Here is a 13992-nt window from a genome sequence, read left to right as displayed (position 1 = left end):
GTGACCGGCTCGGCGCTGCTGGCCTTCTACCGCATCCGGCTGCGGTCTCGGATCGTCGGCGAGCTGCTCGCGCTCGTCGGGATCGCCGCCGGGGTCGCGCTCGTCTTCGCCGCGCTTGTCGCCAACGCCAGCCTGTCGAGCACGGTGCGGGCGCTGACCGACGGCATCGTCGGCGAGGCGCGCCTGCAGCTGATCGCCCGCGGGCCTGCCGGAATGAGCGAGCAGCTCCTCCACGACGTCCGTCGTGTCGACGGCGTGCGCGCGGCCGCGGCGATCATCGAGCAGCGCGCCAACGTCGCCGGTCCCGCCGGCCGCGCCTCGGTGCTGCTCGTCGGCGGCGATCCGAGCTTCACGGAGATGGGCGGAACGCTGGTGAAGCGCTTCGCGCCGAAGGAGCTCGCCAGCCTGCGCGCGCTCGCGCTGCCGGCGCCGCTCGCCGACCGGCTCCAGCTCGGCGTCTTCTCCCCTGTGACGATCGAGACCGGGGCCGGGATCAGCCGGCTGCCGCTCGGCGCCGCGCTGCGGCCCGCCGAGATCGGCACGCTCGCCGACAGCCCGATCGCGATCATGCCGCTGGCCGCCGCCCAGCAGGCCACCGGCATGACCGACCGGGTCTCGCGCATCTACGTGCTCCCGGCCCCAGGCCGCGACGACCAAGTGCGTCACCAGCTGCAACAGCTCGCCGGCACCGACGCGAACGTCCGCGACGCCGACGCGGACGCGACCGTGTTCGACGTCGCCGCATACCCGACCGCGCAGTCGACGACGATGTTCGCCGTACTCGCCGCGGTCGTCGGCGGCCTCTTCGCCGCCTGCGCGGTCCTGCTGACCGCGAACCAGCGGCGCGCGCTCGTCACGATGCTGCGGCGCGAAGGGTTCCAGCGCCGCTCGATCGTCGCGATCGTGCTCGTCGACGCGCTCGTGCTCGGCGTCGCCGGCACCGGGCTCGGGCTGCTGCTCGGCGACCAGCTCGCGCGCGGCCTCTTCGATGCGCCGCCCGGATACCTCGCCACCGGCTTCCCGATCGGAGCCGGCCGAACCGTCCCCGCGAGCGCGATCGCGATCGCGGCCGCCGGCGGGATCGTCGTCGCCTGCGCCGCCGTCCTGCTCCCCGCGCTCGACCTCCTCCGCAACCGTCAGCCCACCCCCACCCGACCAGCGCGCGGCCCGCTCAGAACCGCGACGACCACCGGCGCGGCCTCCGTCGCGGCCGCGATCACGATCACGAGCGCGCGTCCGAGCTGGGCGCTGGCCGGCCTGATCGCGCTGACCGGCGGACTCCTGCTCCTCCTCCCCGCCCTCCTCACCGTCGCGGCTCGCGCGTTCGCGGCCGCCGCCGAGCACACCCGCTCGGGCTCTGCGACCTTCGCCGCCTGGTCGCTGCGCAGCGCCGGCACCAACCCGGTCACGCTCGCGTTGACCGCGACGGGCGCGATCGCCGTCTTCGCCCTCGTTGCGATCGGCGGCGCCCGCGGCGATCTCACGCGCGGCCTCGACGGTTCCGCCCGCGCCGTCGACGACAACGCCGACATCTGGATCACGATGCGCGGCGACACGAGCGCCTTCGCGATCACCCCGCTCAACATCAGCCGTGCCGACCTCGCCACGGTCCGCCGCACGCCCGGCGTCGCCAAGGTCGGCATCTACCGCGGCAGCTGGCTCGACATCGGCGACCGGCGCACCTGGGTCCAAGCCCCACCCGCCGACGCTCCCTCACCGGCTCCACCAGGTCAGCTGCTCCACGGCGACCACGACCAAGCGACCGCCGCACTCCGCGCCGGCGGCGCCGCCATCCTCTCCCAAGCCGTCGCCGACGAGCTCCACGCCGATCTCAACGACAAGGTCACCCTGCCCACGCCGCGGCCGCTGCGGCTGCGCGTCGTCGGGATCTCCAACAACCTCGGCTGGCCCTCCGGAGCGATCGTCATCAACGCCGACGACTACGCCCGCGCCTGGCACGACCCGACCCCCAGCGCCCTCCAACTGCACCTGTCTCCGCACGCCGACCCCACCGCGGTCGCCACGATCCTCCGCGCCCGATTGGGCGACCAGCTCCCCGCTCAGATCGAGACCCGCCAGCAACGCATCGATCGCCACCACACCGCGACCAGACAGGGCCTCGTCCGCCTCACCCAGATCAGCACCCTCGTCATCGCCGCCGCGATCCTCAGCATGACCGCCGCCATGACCGGCGTCATCTGGCAACGCCGCCCCTCCCTCCACCGCCTCCAACTCGACGGCCTCACCCCAGCCCAACTGTGGCGCGCGCTCCTCCTCGAGGCCACCGTCCTCCTCAGCAGCGGCTGCCTCGCCGGCGCCACCGCCGGCCTCCTTGGCCAGCAGCTCCTCACCCGCGCCCTCGAGACCATCACCGGCTTCCCAACCCACTACTCGCCCGCCGCCGCCACAACCGCCACGATCGTCGCAACGGTCCTCACCACCGCGCTCCTCGCGATCGCCCTTCCCGGCCGCCTCGCCACCCACCGCCCCGCCGCGCCAGCAAGCTGAACGCGACCGCGCGGAACCGGCGGCAGGGTCAGTCGAGGTCGGACGCGGCGCGGTTCGCCTCCGGCGCCGCCGCCTCCCGGCGGTCGAGGGCAGCAGGCCGATCTGCTCGCCGAGCGGCGCGCCCCCGATCGTCGTGGCGGCGCCGCTCAGCGGCCGCGCCAGTAGCCGCCGCTGACGTTCATCACGGTCCCGCTCAGCCAGTCGCCGCTGCTCGCGAGCAGGTGGAGGACCGCGTCGGCGATCGGCTGGGCGCCGCCGAAGCCGAGCGGCTGCCGGGCGCGGTACTCGGCGCGCTCGCGGGCGGGGATCGGCTCGCCGGTGTCGCCGGTGCTGCCGGGGGCGATCGCGTTGACGAGGATGCCGTCGCGCTCCAGCTCGGTCGCGAGCGCGAGCGTCAGGCCGACCACGCCGGCCTTCGACGCGCAGTAGGCGACCGAGACGCCCGGCGTCGGCACGAGGCCGCAGATCGACGCGATGTTGACGATCCGGCCGCCGCCGCGCTCGCGCAGGTGCGGCAGCAGCGCCGCGATGCAGCGCCACGTCCCCGTCAGGTTCACGTCGATCAGCCGGTCCCAGTGCGCGGCGTCGACCTCCGACGGCGCGCGGAACGGGGCGTCGATGCCGGCGACGTTGACGAGCGCGTCGATCCCGCCGGTCGCGGCGACCGCCTCGCGCGCCATCGCGGCGACGAGCGCCTCCTCGGCGAGGTCGACCGTCAGCCCGACCGCGTCGAGCTCGGCGGCGACGGCACGCACCTTCGCCGCCTGGACGTCGGCGAGCACGAGCCGCGCGCCCTCGCCGCGCAGCGTCCGCGCGACCCGTTCGCCGATCCCCTGCGCCGCGCCCGTGACGAGCACCGTCCGCCCTTCGAGGCGCCCGCGCTCGCCAGCGGCGACCGGCACCGTCCGCCCCGCGAGGCGACCTCGCTCGCCAGCGGCGACCGGATCCGTCTGCCCGGCACGGCGTGCCGTCGCGCCGCTCATGCCGGCTGCCGCAGCGGCTCGGGCGCGGTCGCGCCGGGACCGCCGACGGGCACGATCGGAGCGGGCCTGGCGTCGCGCGCCGGGACCAGCCGCGGCCCGCGCGGCCCGAAGACGTAGGACGGCTCCGGGAAGGCGAACAGCAGCGCGAGGTAGACGGCGCCGCCGACCAGCAGCGCCGCGAAGAAGCTGACGTCGACCCCGCCGGCGACGCCGTGCAGCGGCCCCGCGACGAGCGTCGTGTTGGCGAGCAGCAGGCCCGCGACGCTGCCGGTCGCCCACGCGCCGACGCCGCGCGGGTTCCAGCCGTTCGCGAACCAGTACGCGCCGCCGCGCTCGCCGCGGTTGAAGACCTGCAGGTCGTCGACGAGCACGTGGCCGCGGCGCGTGAAGAGGCCGATCAGCATCACGGCGGCCCACGGCGCGGAGAAGACGAGGATCAGCGTCATGAAGGCGTTGACCGTGTCGACCATGCTGATCGCGAAGCGGCCGACGAAGACGAGCGCGATCGAGACGAGGCCGATCGCCGCCGTCGCGCGCACGCGGTCGAGCGCCGGCACGACCGACGAGAAGTCGAGCCCGGTGCCGTACAGCGACGCGACGCCGCCGGCGATCCCGCCCGACACGGCGACGGCGACCAGCGCGGCGACGTACCAGCCGGGCGCGGTCGCGACGAGGCCGCTGATGTAGTCGCCCGCGTCGACGACGAGCGTCGCGGTCGCCGCGCCGAACAGGAACGGCAGGATCGACAGCAGCTGCGCCGCGAGCACCGCCCCCATCAGCCTCCGCGCCGGCGTCGACGCCGGCACGTAGCGCGACCAGTCGCCGAGGAACGGGCCGTAGGAGACCGGGTTGGCCATCACGATCAGCAGCGCCGCGGTCCACGTCGCCCAGAAGCCGCCGAGCGCGTAGCCGGACGGGTCGGCCGGCGCGGACAGGTCGAGCCGGCCGCCGAAGGCGACGAGGCCGAGCAGCAGCAGGACGACGATCATCGGCGCGATCAGCGTGTTGGCGGCCAGCAGCCAGCGGTAGCCGACGATGCAGATGACGAAGATCACCGCCGCGACCAGCGCGTAGGCCGCGGCCGAGGCCCCGTCGCCGCCGAGACCGGGCGCCACGTGCGCGACGCCCGCGACCAGCGCGTCGCCGCCGACCCAGACCGAGACGGTGAAGAAGCTGATCGCGATCAGGAGCGACAGGAACGAGCCGACGACGCGGCCGGTGACGCCGAGCTGCGCGCCGGAGCTGACCGCGTTGTTGGTGCGCGTGCGCGGCCCGAGCAGCGCGAGCGGCATCACCAGCAGCGACCCGAGCACGACCCCGGCGACGACCGCCGCGGCCGCGGCGCGGAAGCTCAGGCCCAGCGCGATCGGGATCGTCCCGAGCACGATCGTCGTCGTCGTCATGACGGCGCCGAGCGCGATGCGGAAGAACGCTCCGGCGGTCGCCGTCTGCTGCTCCACCGGGATCGGCTCGACGCCGATCTGCTCGATCGCGCCAGCGCTCGCGGCGGCATCGTCACGCCCTCTCACTGCGAACCTCCCAACTAACTAACGATCGTTCAGCACAGTAATGACTGTGCCGTCATGCGTCAACGGCGGCGGCGCGACAGCGATCGCCGCCGCGCCGGCCGCGGATCAGGCGCCGCTTCTGCGGCCGCGTCTCGCGGCGGCGCGGCTGCTTCTCGCCGCACGGCCGGGCGCGCCGTCGCGGGCGGCCCTCGCGGCCCTGCCCGCGGCTCTGCGGACCGCTCTCGCCCTCGCCGGACGCGCTCTGCGCGGCGCCGGGGCCTCGCCCGGCACGGCGCGCAGCCCGCGCAGGATGAACTGCGCGTAGACGTCGCCGATCTGCTCGGGCGTCAACGGGCCGTCCTCGCGGTACCAGGAGTCGACCTCGGTGCACATCGTGCCGATCGCGAACGAGATCACCGAGCGGTTCTCGACCGTCCAGCCGGCGTCGCGCTCGCCCCGCTCGAGGATCTCCTTCAGCAGCGCCTCGTGGCGGTCGCGCGCCTCCACGACGGCGGCGCGGTGCTCCGGCGTCAGCGCCTCCAGCTGGTCGTCGGCGACGCGCGCGGCGAAGCGGTTGCGCGCGTGGAACTGGACGTGCCAGTGGACGAACCGCTCCAGCTGCTCGGCCGGCTCGTCGACCCCCTCCAGCCGGCGCGCCGCCCCGACCTGCAGGTCGCGCGCCGTGTCGTGGCAGATGCGGAAGAGGATCTCCTGCTTGCCGGCGTAGTGGTTGTACATGCTGCCGGCCTTGATCCCCGCGCCCGCGGCGATGTCGCGCATCGACGTGCCGTGGTAGCCGCGCTCGTAGAACATCTGCGTCGCGACCCGGCGGATGCGCTGCTCGGTCGTCTCCTCGATGAGGGCGTCGGCGGACATGGCGAACGTACGTTAGTCGAGGCGCGGACGGCGCGACGCACCGTCACGTGCGCGCCGTCCGGATCCGCGGGTCGGCGACGCCGTAGAGCACGTCGGTCATCGCGCTGAGCGTCGTGTAGACGAGCGCGCCCATCAGGATCACCGCCTGCACCGGCGCGAAGTCCTGCGCGACGATCGACTGGGCGACCCAGCCGCCGATCCCCGGCCAGTTGAAGACCGCCTCGACCAGCAGCGAGCCGGCGAGCAGCTCGCCGAAGTAGAGCGTCGAGAGCGTCAGGACGGGCAGCAGCGCGTTCGGCAGCGCGTGCCGGAACAGCACCCGCCGCTCGCCGGCGCCCTTCGCGCGCGCCGTGCGGATGTAGTCGAGCCGGTAGACGTCGATCGTGCTGCGCCGGACGATCCGCGACAGGTAGGCGGCGAGCGGCAGCGCGAGCGTGATCGCCGGCAGCGCCAGGTGCGCGAGCGCGTTGGAGAAGACGGCGAAGTCGCCGGCCAGCAGCGAGTCGACCAGCAGGAAGCCGGTCACCTCGCTCGGCGGGGCGAGCCCCTCGTCGAGGCGGCCGAACGGCGCCGGCGCGATCCCCAGCCACGTGAAGAAGACGAGGATCAGCACGAGCCCCAGCCAGAACGGCGGCGTCCCGAGCCCGATGATCGCGCCGGCGCGCGAGATGCGGTCGATCGATCGTCGCCGCCCGGCCGACAGCACGCCGATCGGGATCGCGAGCGCGATCGACAGCAGCATCGCGGTGACCGCCAGCTCGATCGTCGCCGGGATGCGGTTGGACAGCTCCTCGGCGACCGGCACGCGCGTCCGCCACGAGGTGCCGAGGTCGCCCCGGACGAGGTCGGAGACGTAGGTGACGTACTGCTGCGGCAGCGACTGGTCGAGGCCCATCTCCGAGCGCAGCTCGGCGACCGCCTGCGCGCTCGCCTGCGGGCCGAGCACCTGCCGCGCGGGGTCGCCGGGCGACACCCGCAGCAGCACGAAGGCGATCAGCGACGCGAAGAAGAGGACCGAGAGCGCCGCCAGCAGACGGCTAATAACGAGCTTTGCCATACGGATCCAGGTGGTCGCGGAGGCCCTCGCCGAGAGCCACACTGAGGGATACGAGGATGAGGATCCCGAAGCCGGGGATGATCGAGATCCACCATTGGCCGGAGGTCAGGTAGCTGCGCCCCTCGGTGATCATCGACCCCCACTCGGCGGTCGGGGGCTGCACGCCGAGGCCGAGGAAGCCGAGCCCGGCGATCGCCAGCACCGCGTAGGCGACGCCGAGCGAAGCCTGCACGCTGACGCCGCCGAGCACCGACGGCACGATGTGCCGCGTGAGGATGTGCCGGCGCGAGGCGCCGAGCGCCCGCTGCGCCGCGACGAAGTCGCGCGACTTCAGCGACAGCACCTCGCTGCGGACGACGCGTGCGTACCACGGCACGCCGGTGATCGCGACGGCGAGGCCGGCCGGCAGCGCGCCCGGCCCCATCGCGAGCGCGAGCGACATGCCCATCACGAGCGCGGGGAAGGCGAGCAGGCCGTCGAGGAAGCGGTTGAGCAGCCCGTCGAGGAAGCCGCCGTAGAAGCCGCTGACGGCGCCGAGCACGAGGCCGACGACGGCCGCGCCGAGCACCGCGGAGACGCCCAGCAGCAGCGAGACGCGGGCGCCCGAGAGGAAGCGCGCGAGCACGTCGCGCCCGTACTCGTCGGTCCCGAACGGGTGCGACAGGTCGGGCGCCAGCAGCGCCGCTCTCAGCTGCACCTGGTCGGGGTCCCTGCCCCACAGCAGCGGTCCGAGCAGCGCGACGGCGACGAACAGCGCGAGGCCGATCAGCACCTTGCGCAGCCCCGCGTCGCCGGCGGCTCTCCACCAGGCGCGGGCGCGGCCGCCGCGCCGCCCCCGCGCGCGCGCCGCGGCGCGCGGATCGATCGTGACGCCGCTCATGCGGCCCTCCCCTCTCGCGCGGTCACCGCGTCGGTTCGCGGCAGGTGCGCCGCCTGCTCGTCGCTGAAGTGGCAGGCGGCGCGGTGGTCCGCCTCGCCGCCGAGGTGCGCCAGCTCCGGCCGCTCGGCGACGCAGCGCTCGGGGTTGCCGAGCCGCTCGCGCAGCCAGCAGCGCGTGTGGAAGGCGCAGCCGCCCGGCGGGCTCGCCGGGCTGGGCGGATCGCCCAGCAGCACGATCCGCTCGCGCTCCCGCTCGCGCTCGACGTCGGGCACCGGCACCGCCGACAGCAGCGCCGCGGTGTAGGGATGGCGCGGCGCGCGGTAGATCTGCTCGGAGGGCCCGCGCTCGACGATCCGGCCGAGGTACATCACGGCGACCTCGTCGGCGATGTGGCGGATGACCGCGAGGTCGTGGGAGATGAACAGGTAGGCGAGCCCGAGCTCGTCCTGCAGCCGCTCCAGCAGCGCCAGCACCTGCGCCTGGACCGAGACGTCGAGCGCGCTGACCGACTCGTCGAGCACGATCAGCTCCGGCTCGACTGCGAGCGCGCGGGCGATGCCGACGCGCTGCCGCTGCCCGCCGCTGAGCTCGTGCGGGAGGCGGTCGGCGAAGCGCTCGCCGAGGCCGACCAGCTCGAGCAGCTCGATCACGCGCGCCCGCCGCTCGGCCTCCGATCTCACGAGGCCGTGGAGCTCGAGCGGCTCCGACAGCACCCGCTCGATCCGGTGGCGCGGCGTGAGGCTGGCCGCCGGGTCCTGGAAGACGATCTGGAAGCGGCGGCGCAGCGGCCGCAGCTGCTTGTCGCCGCGGCCGACCAGCTGCTCGCCGCCGACCGCGACGGTGCCGGCCGTCGGCCGCACGAGCTGCAGGATCGCCGAGCCGAGCGTCGTCTTGCCGCAGCCGGACTCGCCGACGAGGCCGAGCGTCGTGCCCGGCGCGATCGAGAGGTCGACGCCGTCGACGGCGCGCACGCCGGCGCTCGGCCGCCGCCGCAGGCCTCTGCGGCCGCCGCCGTAGATCACCTGCAGCCGCTCGACCGCGAGCGCCGGCGGCGCGGAGGCGGCGGCGGGCGCCGGCGCGGCGGGGACCACCGCCGCGCCGGCCGCGTCCGCCTCGCCGCCGGCGACGGCGTCGAGCGCCGTGCCGGTCGCGGGCTCCCAGCAGGCCAGCCAGCGCTCGCCGCTCGGCTCCAGCGGCGGCCGCTCCGCGCAGCGCTCGACGGCGCTCGGGCAGCGCGGCGCGAAGGCGCACCCGGGGACGACGTCCTCCGGCTGCGGCGCCGAGCCGCTGATCGGTACCGGCGCGCCGCCGCGCGGCAGGTCGAGCCGGGGCAGCGAGCGCAGCAGGCCGGCCGTGTAGTGGTGGCGCGGCTGGCGCAGCACCTCCTCGGTCGCGCCGGCCTCGACGATCCGCCCCGCGTACATGACGATCACGCGGTCGGCGACGCGGCTGACGACGCCGAGGTCGTGGGTGATCAGCAGCACGCCCATCTCGAGGTCGCGCTGGAGCCGCTGGATCAGCTCGAGGATCTGCGCCTGGACGGTCACGTCGAGCGCGGTCGTCGGCTCGTCGGCGATCAGCAGCGTCGGCGCGGCGGCGAGCGCCATCGCGATCATCGCCCGCTGGCGCATGCCGCCGCTGAACTGGTGCGGGTACTCGTCGATCCGCCGGCCCGCGTCGGGGATCCCGACCTGCTCCAGCAGCTCGAGCGCCCGCGCCCGCGCCGCCTTCCTGCCGGCGCCCTTCTCGTGCAGCGCGATCGCCTCGACGATCTGGTCGCCGACCCGCTTGACCGGGTTGAGGCTCGACAGCGGGTCCTGGAAGATCATCCCCGCGGTCGCGCCGCGCAGGTGGCGCAGCTCGTCGTCGCCGACGCCGGTGAGGTCGATCCCCTCGAGCGTCCCGCTCGCCATCGTCGTGCGCGCCCCTCTCGGCAGCAGGCCGAGCAGCGCCAGCGCGCTCACGGTCTTGCCCGAGCCGGACTCGCCGACGAGCGCGACGACCTCGCCGGCGCGCACGTCGAAGCTGACGCCGCGCACCGCGTGGATCGGCCGCTGCGGCGAACCGAACTCGACGCGCAGGTCGTCGACGCTCAGGAGCGTCCGCCCGACGGCGGGCGCCGCCTCGTCGCCGTCCCTGCGCTCCGGTTGCTCGCTCGTCATCGTCTCGCCCTCAGCCGGCGCTGATCGTGGAGAAGAGCGGCTGCTGGTCGCCGGTCGGCTGGTAGCCGGTGACCGCTCTGCGCGCGACGACGACGTTGTTGGGCGCGAAGATCGGCACGACCGCCGCGTCGTCGACGACGAGATCCGACAGCTGCGCGTAGACGCGGTCGCGGTTGCCGGGGTCGAAGTCGAAGCGGCCCTTGGCGAGCAGCCCGTCGACCTCTCTGTTGCAGTACTTCGTCCAGTTGAAGGCGTTGCCGCACTTGACGAGGAAGCCGAGGAAGTAGGCCGGGTCGCTGAGCGGCGCGCCGTCGCTGATCAGGTAGGCCTGCGCCTTGAAGTTGCTGACTCTGTCGGTGAAGGCCGACGGCCCGAGCTTCTCGATCCGGACGTCGACGCCGAGCGGCGCCCACGCCGCCTGCAGCACCGTCGCGATCTCGGCCTGCACGCTCTCGCCGCTCTTGACGGCGAGCTCGACGCCGAAGTCGCCGACGCCGGCCTCTGCCAGCAGCGCCTTCGCCCTCGCGACGTCCGGCGCGGGCGGCGACAGCCTCGGCGAATGCGGCATCGCCGGCGGCAGCGGGCCGTCGAACAGCTCGACGTGGCCGTAGCCGAAGCGCTCGGCGATCTCCTCGCGCGGCAGCGCCGCCGCCAGCGCCTGGCGCACGCGCGTGTCGTCGAGCGGCGCCTTCGCCGTGTTCAGCCCGAGGTAGATGTAGAACTGGCTCGGGTTCTCCAGCAGCTGGAAGCCCTGCTGCTCCATCGAGGAGAGGTCACGGAACGGGACGCCCCACGCCATGTCGCTCTCGCCGGAGCGGACGAGCGTCTCGAGCGTCGTCGTGTCGCCCACGATCTTCACGGCGACCTCGTCGTTTCTCGGCGCCCCGCCCCACCACGATCTGTTCGCGGCGAGCGTTATCTGGTTGTCGGGGTCGTAGGAGGTGACGGCGTAGGCGCCGGTGCCGGCGCTGTTGCGCGCCAGCCAGTCGTCGCCGGCTCTCGAGTCGCCGCCATGTCTCTCCAGCTCTCTCCAGTCGACCGGGCTGTTGCCGGTCTGGGCCAGGACGCCGAGGAAGAGCGGGTCGGGGCGGGCGATGCGGAAGCGGACCGTCGACTCGTCGACCGCTTCGATCCGCTGGATGCTCTTCGGATTGCCGAGCGTGAGGACGTAGTCCTGGCAGCCCTGGCGGTCGCGGATCCGCTCGAAGCTCTTGACGACGTCGGTGGCCGTCAGCGGGTTGCCGCTTGAGAATCTGACCCCTCTGCGCAGGTGGAAGGTGTAGGTCCGTCTGTCGGGGCTGACCTCCCACGACTCGGCCAGCCCGGGCTGCAGCTCGCCGAGCGGGTCCTCGGCGCTCGGCGTCCCGTAGCGGACGAGCGTGTCGTAGCTGTTCTTGACGATCGCGTAGTCGTGCTGCGAGCAGGCGATCGCCGGGTCGATCGACGAGATGCCGCTCGCGAAGACGACGTCGAGCGTCCGGTCCGACGCGCCGCCGCCCGCGGAGCCGCCGCTGCTGCCGCAGGCGGCGACGGTCAGGGCGGCGCCGGTTGCGAGGAGGATCGCGCCGGTCCGGACGCGCAGTCCGGCGTGCCGGCGACGGGGAGCAGTCATGGGAGAAATGCCTTCCTGTCCGGTCACGAACGTACGTCAGTTAGTTGGTTGTCCCTGCGACGGCGCGGAGGCCGTCCTCGACCGCCTGGCCGCAGCGCAGCACGGTCGCGTCGTCGCCATGCCGCCCGACGACCATCAGGCCGCAGGGCAGCTCCCCCTCCCGCTGGCACGGCACCGAGAGCGCCGGATGGCCGGTCACGTCGAACGGCGCGACGTTGGCGGCGCTCTCCAGGCCGATCGTCTGCAGCAGCAGCTCGCCCGGGCTTCCGCCCTCCGGCAGCCGCGGCGCCCGCATCGGCGTCGTCGGCATCACCAGCACGTCGCAGCGCTCCAGCGCCGCGTCGTAGTCGCGCCGCAGCGCCCGGCCGAGGTTCTGCGCCTTGGCGTAGTAGTGGACGCCGCGGCGCTCGGCCAGCAGCGTCCCTGCCAGCAGCGTCACCTTCAGCGTGTCGGGCAGCTGGGCCGCGCGCCGCCGGCGCGCCTCGCGGTAGAAGTCGCCCAGCTCGGTCCAGTGGTGGCCGCGCGAGTTGGTGCCGACCGCCTCGCCGTCGAGGAGCATCGCCGTCGCGCCCTGCAGGCAGATCGCGTTCCACAGCGCCATGCCGTCGCGATGGGCCGGCACGGAGACCGGCTCGACGCGCGCGCCGTCGCGCTCCAGGCGCGCGATCGCGTCGCGGACGGCGCGCTCGACCTCCGGCTCGGCGCCGGGGCAGCCGAAGCCCTCGGCGAGCACGCCGACGCGCAGGCCGGCGACGCCGTCGCGCAGCCGCGCGGCGGCCGGCGCGGCCGGCTCGACCCCCGCCTGGCGCGGGTCGAGCCCGTCGGCGCCCGCGAGCGCGTCGAGCGCCTGCGCGCAGGCGGCGACCGTCCGCGCCATCGGGCCGACGTGGTCGAGCGTCACCTCGACCGGGAAGACGCCGGTGTACGGCACGAGCCCGAACGTCGGCTTGTGGCCGACGCAGCCGCACCACGACGCCGGGATGCGGATCGAGCCGCCCTGGTCGCCGCCGAGCGCGAGGTCGACCTCGCCGGCGGCGACGACCGCGGCGCTGCCGCTCGACGACGCGCCGGGGAGCCGCTCGCGGTCGAACGGGTTGACCGGCAGCGGGTGGGGATGGCCGATCAGGCCGGCGCCCTCGAAGCAGAAGGCCGGGACGGCCGTCTTGCCGACGATCGTCGCGCCGGCGTCGAGCAGGCGCGTGACGACGGTCGCGTCCTGCGTCGGGACGAACCCCTCCATCACGGTCGAGCCGTTCAGCAGCGGCGCGCCGGCGAGCGCGATCGTGTCCTTGAGGCCGACGGTCCAGCCGGCCAAGGGGCCGTCCGCCGCACCCTCGACGCGGCAGCGCCAGACCCAGCCGTGGACCGGGTTCTCCTCCGGCCGCGGCGGCGCGCCGCCGTCGCGCGCGCCGGGCGCCGGCGCCGGCAGCAGCTCGTCGGGCAACGCGTCGATCCGCTCGAGGTCGTCGAGCAGCGCCCGCGCGACCTCGGCCATCACGTCGACCTCGCCGTCGCGCAGCGGGAAGCCGAGCCGCTCGGCGGCGGCCTGCAGGCGGTCGGTGAACGCGGGCGCCATCGGTCAGTCCGCCGCGTAGCCGATCGTCATGCCGCCGTCGACGAGCAGCTCCGCGCCGGTCACGAAGGCGGCGCGGTCGCTGCAGACGAAGGCGATCATCTCCGCGACGTCCTTGGGCGCGCCGAGGCGGCCGAGCGGGCTCTGGCCGGCGGCGCGGGCGATGCTCTCCTCCAGGTCGCGGCCCTCGACCGAGAAGGCGCCGCGCAGGCCCGGCGTGTCGGTCGCGCCGGGCGTGACCGCGTTGGCGCGGACGTTGTCGGCGGCGTAGTCGATCGCGATCGATCTCATCAGCGCGACGATCCCGGCCTTCGAGGCGACGTACGCGGCCGCGTTGCGGCAGCTGCGGATGACGCAGTCGGAGGCGAGCCCGACGACCGAGCCGCCGCCGCGCTCGATCATCGACGGCAGCGCCGCCTTCGCGCACAGGAAGGTGCCGCGCAGGTTGATCTCCAGCGACAGGTCCCACTCTCCCGCGTCGGTCTCCAGCACCGAGCCGCAGGGATGGACGGTGTGGTTGAGCACGAGCGCGTCGACGCCGCCGAGCTCGTCTCGCACCCGCGCGAAGGCCGCCTCGATCGCGGCCGGGTCGAGCAGGTCGGCGCCGATCGCCAGCGCGCGCCCGCCGGCCTGCTCGATCTCGGCGGCGACCCGCTTGGCGCCGGGCTCGTCGCGGTCGAGCAGCGCGACCGCGGCGCCGCGACGGGCCAGCAGCGCGGCCGTGACGGCCCCGATCCCGCGGCCGGCGCCGGTCACGACCGCGACGCGGCCGGCCAGCTCGTCGTCGAGGGAATTGGGCGTGGACATCGCTCTCCGTTCGTCGTTCATGTCGT

10 protein-coding genes are annotated in these 13992 nt (G+C 74.6%); 1 reads left to right on the top strand and 9 read right to left on the bottom strand.

Annotated elements, in window-relative coordinates:
- On the top strand, positions 1-2508 hold the full coding sequence (locus tag BDZ31_RS08025) for an ABC transporter permease (protein WP_183340698.1): 2508 nt from the start codon (positions 1-3) through the stop codon (positions 2506-2508).
- Positions 2509-2654: 146 nt separating this feature from the next.
- Here BDZ31_RS08025 and BDZ31_RS08020 read toward each other — a convergent pair whose 3' ends face one another.
- From BDZ31_RS08020 to BDZ31_RS07980, 9 genes are all read right to left on the bottom strand, one after another.
- Positions 2655-3410 (bottom strand): SDR family NAD(P)-dependent oxidoreductase, encoded by a 756-nt coding sequence (locus tag BDZ31_RS08020; RefSeq protein WP_183340696.1) that lies wholly within the window; start codon positions 3408-3410, stop codon positions 2655-2657.
- 77 nt (positions 3411-3487) lie between these two features.
- A complete protein-coding gene (locus tag BDZ31_RS08015) occupies positions 3488-5020 on the bottom strand; it encodes a cytosine permease (RefSeq protein ID WP_183340694.1) in 1533 nt (510 codons plus the stop codon).
- Positions 5021-5125: 105 nt separating this feature from the next.
- Positions 5126-5875: a TetR/AcrR family transcriptional regulator gene (locus BDZ31_RS08010; protein ID WP_183340691.1), complete on the bottom strand. Its 750-nt coding sequence runs from the start codon at positions 5873-5875 to the stop codon at positions 5126-5128.
- A 43-nt stretch (positions 5876-5918) separates the two neighbouring features.
- Positions 5919-6932 carry an ABC transporter permease gene (locus BDZ31_RS08005; RefSeq protein WP_183340689.1) on the bottom strand — a complete coding sequence of 338 codons (1014 nt, stop codon included), beginning with the start codon at positions 6930-6932 and terminating at the stop codon, positions 5919-5921.
- Positions 6913-7812, bottom strand: a complete 900-nt coding sequence (locus BDZ31_RS08000) for an ABC transporter permease (protein WP_183340687.1) — start codon at positions 7810-7812, stop codon at positions 6913-6915. The genes BDZ31_RS08005 and BDZ31_RS08000 overlap by 20 nt, the downstream gene beginning before the upstream one ends.
- Positions 7809-9974, bottom strand: coding sequence for a dipeptide ABC transporter ATP-binding protein (locus BDZ31_RS24840; RefSeq protein ID WP_183340685.1), 2166 nt, complete (start codon positions 9972-9974; stop codon positions 7809-7811). Before BDZ31_RS24840 ends, BDZ31_RS08000 begins: the two co-directional genes overlap by 4 nt.
- 10 nt (positions 9975-9984) lie before the next feature.
- A complete protein-coding gene (locus BDZ31_RS07990) occupies positions 9985-11586 on the bottom strand; it encodes an ABC transporter substrate-binding protein (protein ID WP_183340682.1) in 1602 nt (533 codons plus the stop codon).
- 40 nt (positions 11587-11626) lie between these two features.
- Entirely contained in the window at positions 11627-13162 is a 1536-nt protein-coding gene (locus tag BDZ31_RS07985; RefSeq protein ID WP_183340680.1) for an amidase, read from the bottom strand.
- A 3-nt stretch (positions 13163-13165) separates the two neighbouring features.
- Positions 13166-13966 carry an SDR family NAD(P)-dependent oxidoreductase gene (locus tag BDZ31_RS07980; protein ID WP_183340678.1) on the bottom strand — a complete coding sequence of 267 codons (801 nt, stop codon included), beginning with the start codon at positions 13964-13966 and terminating at the stop codon, positions 13166-13168.
- Positions 13967-13992 lie beyond the last annotated feature (26 nt).

The sequence above is a fragment of the Conexibacter arvalis genome, from assembly GCF_014199525.1.
In the GTDB taxonomy this organism is placed as follows: Bacteria; Actinomycetota; Thermoleophilia; order Solirubrobacterales; family Solirubrobacteraceae; genus Conexibacter; species Conexibacter arvalis.
Note: the sequence above shows the minus strand (reverse complement) of the source record. Positions and strands in the feature narration are given on the sequence as shown.

Bases quoted from the DNA above. Each gene is read 5' to 3' on its own strand.
- BDZ31_RS08010 (WP_183340691.1), bottom strand. From the start codon at position 5,875: ATGTCCGCCGACGCCCTCATCGAGGAGACGACCGAGCAGCGCATCCGC.
- BDZ31_RS08005 (WP_183340689.1), bottom strand. From the start codon at position 6,932: ATGGCAAAGCTCGTTATTAGCCGTCTGCTGGCGGCGCTCTCGGTCCTC.
- BDZ31_RS08000 (WP_183340687.1), bottom strand. From the start codon at position 7,812: ATGAGCGGCGTCACGATCGATCCGCGCGCCGCGGCGCGCGCGCGGGGG.
- BDZ31_RS24840 (WP_183340685.1), bottom strand. From the start codon at position 9,974: ATGACGAGCGAGCAACCGGAGCGCAGGGACGGCGACGAGGCGGCGCCC.
- BDZ31_RS07990 (WP_183340682.1), bottom strand. From the start codon at position 11,586: ATGACTGCTCCCCGTCGCCGGCACGCCGGACTGCGCGTCCGGACCGGC.
- BDZ31_RS07985 (WP_183340680.1), bottom strand. From the start codon at position 13,162: ATGGCGCCCGCGTTCACCGACCGCCTGCAGGCCGCCGCCGAGCGGCTC.
- BDZ31_RS07980 (WP_183340678.1), bottom strand. From the start codon at position 13,966: ATGTCCACGCCCAATTCCCTCGACGACGAGCTGGCCGGCCGCGTCGCG.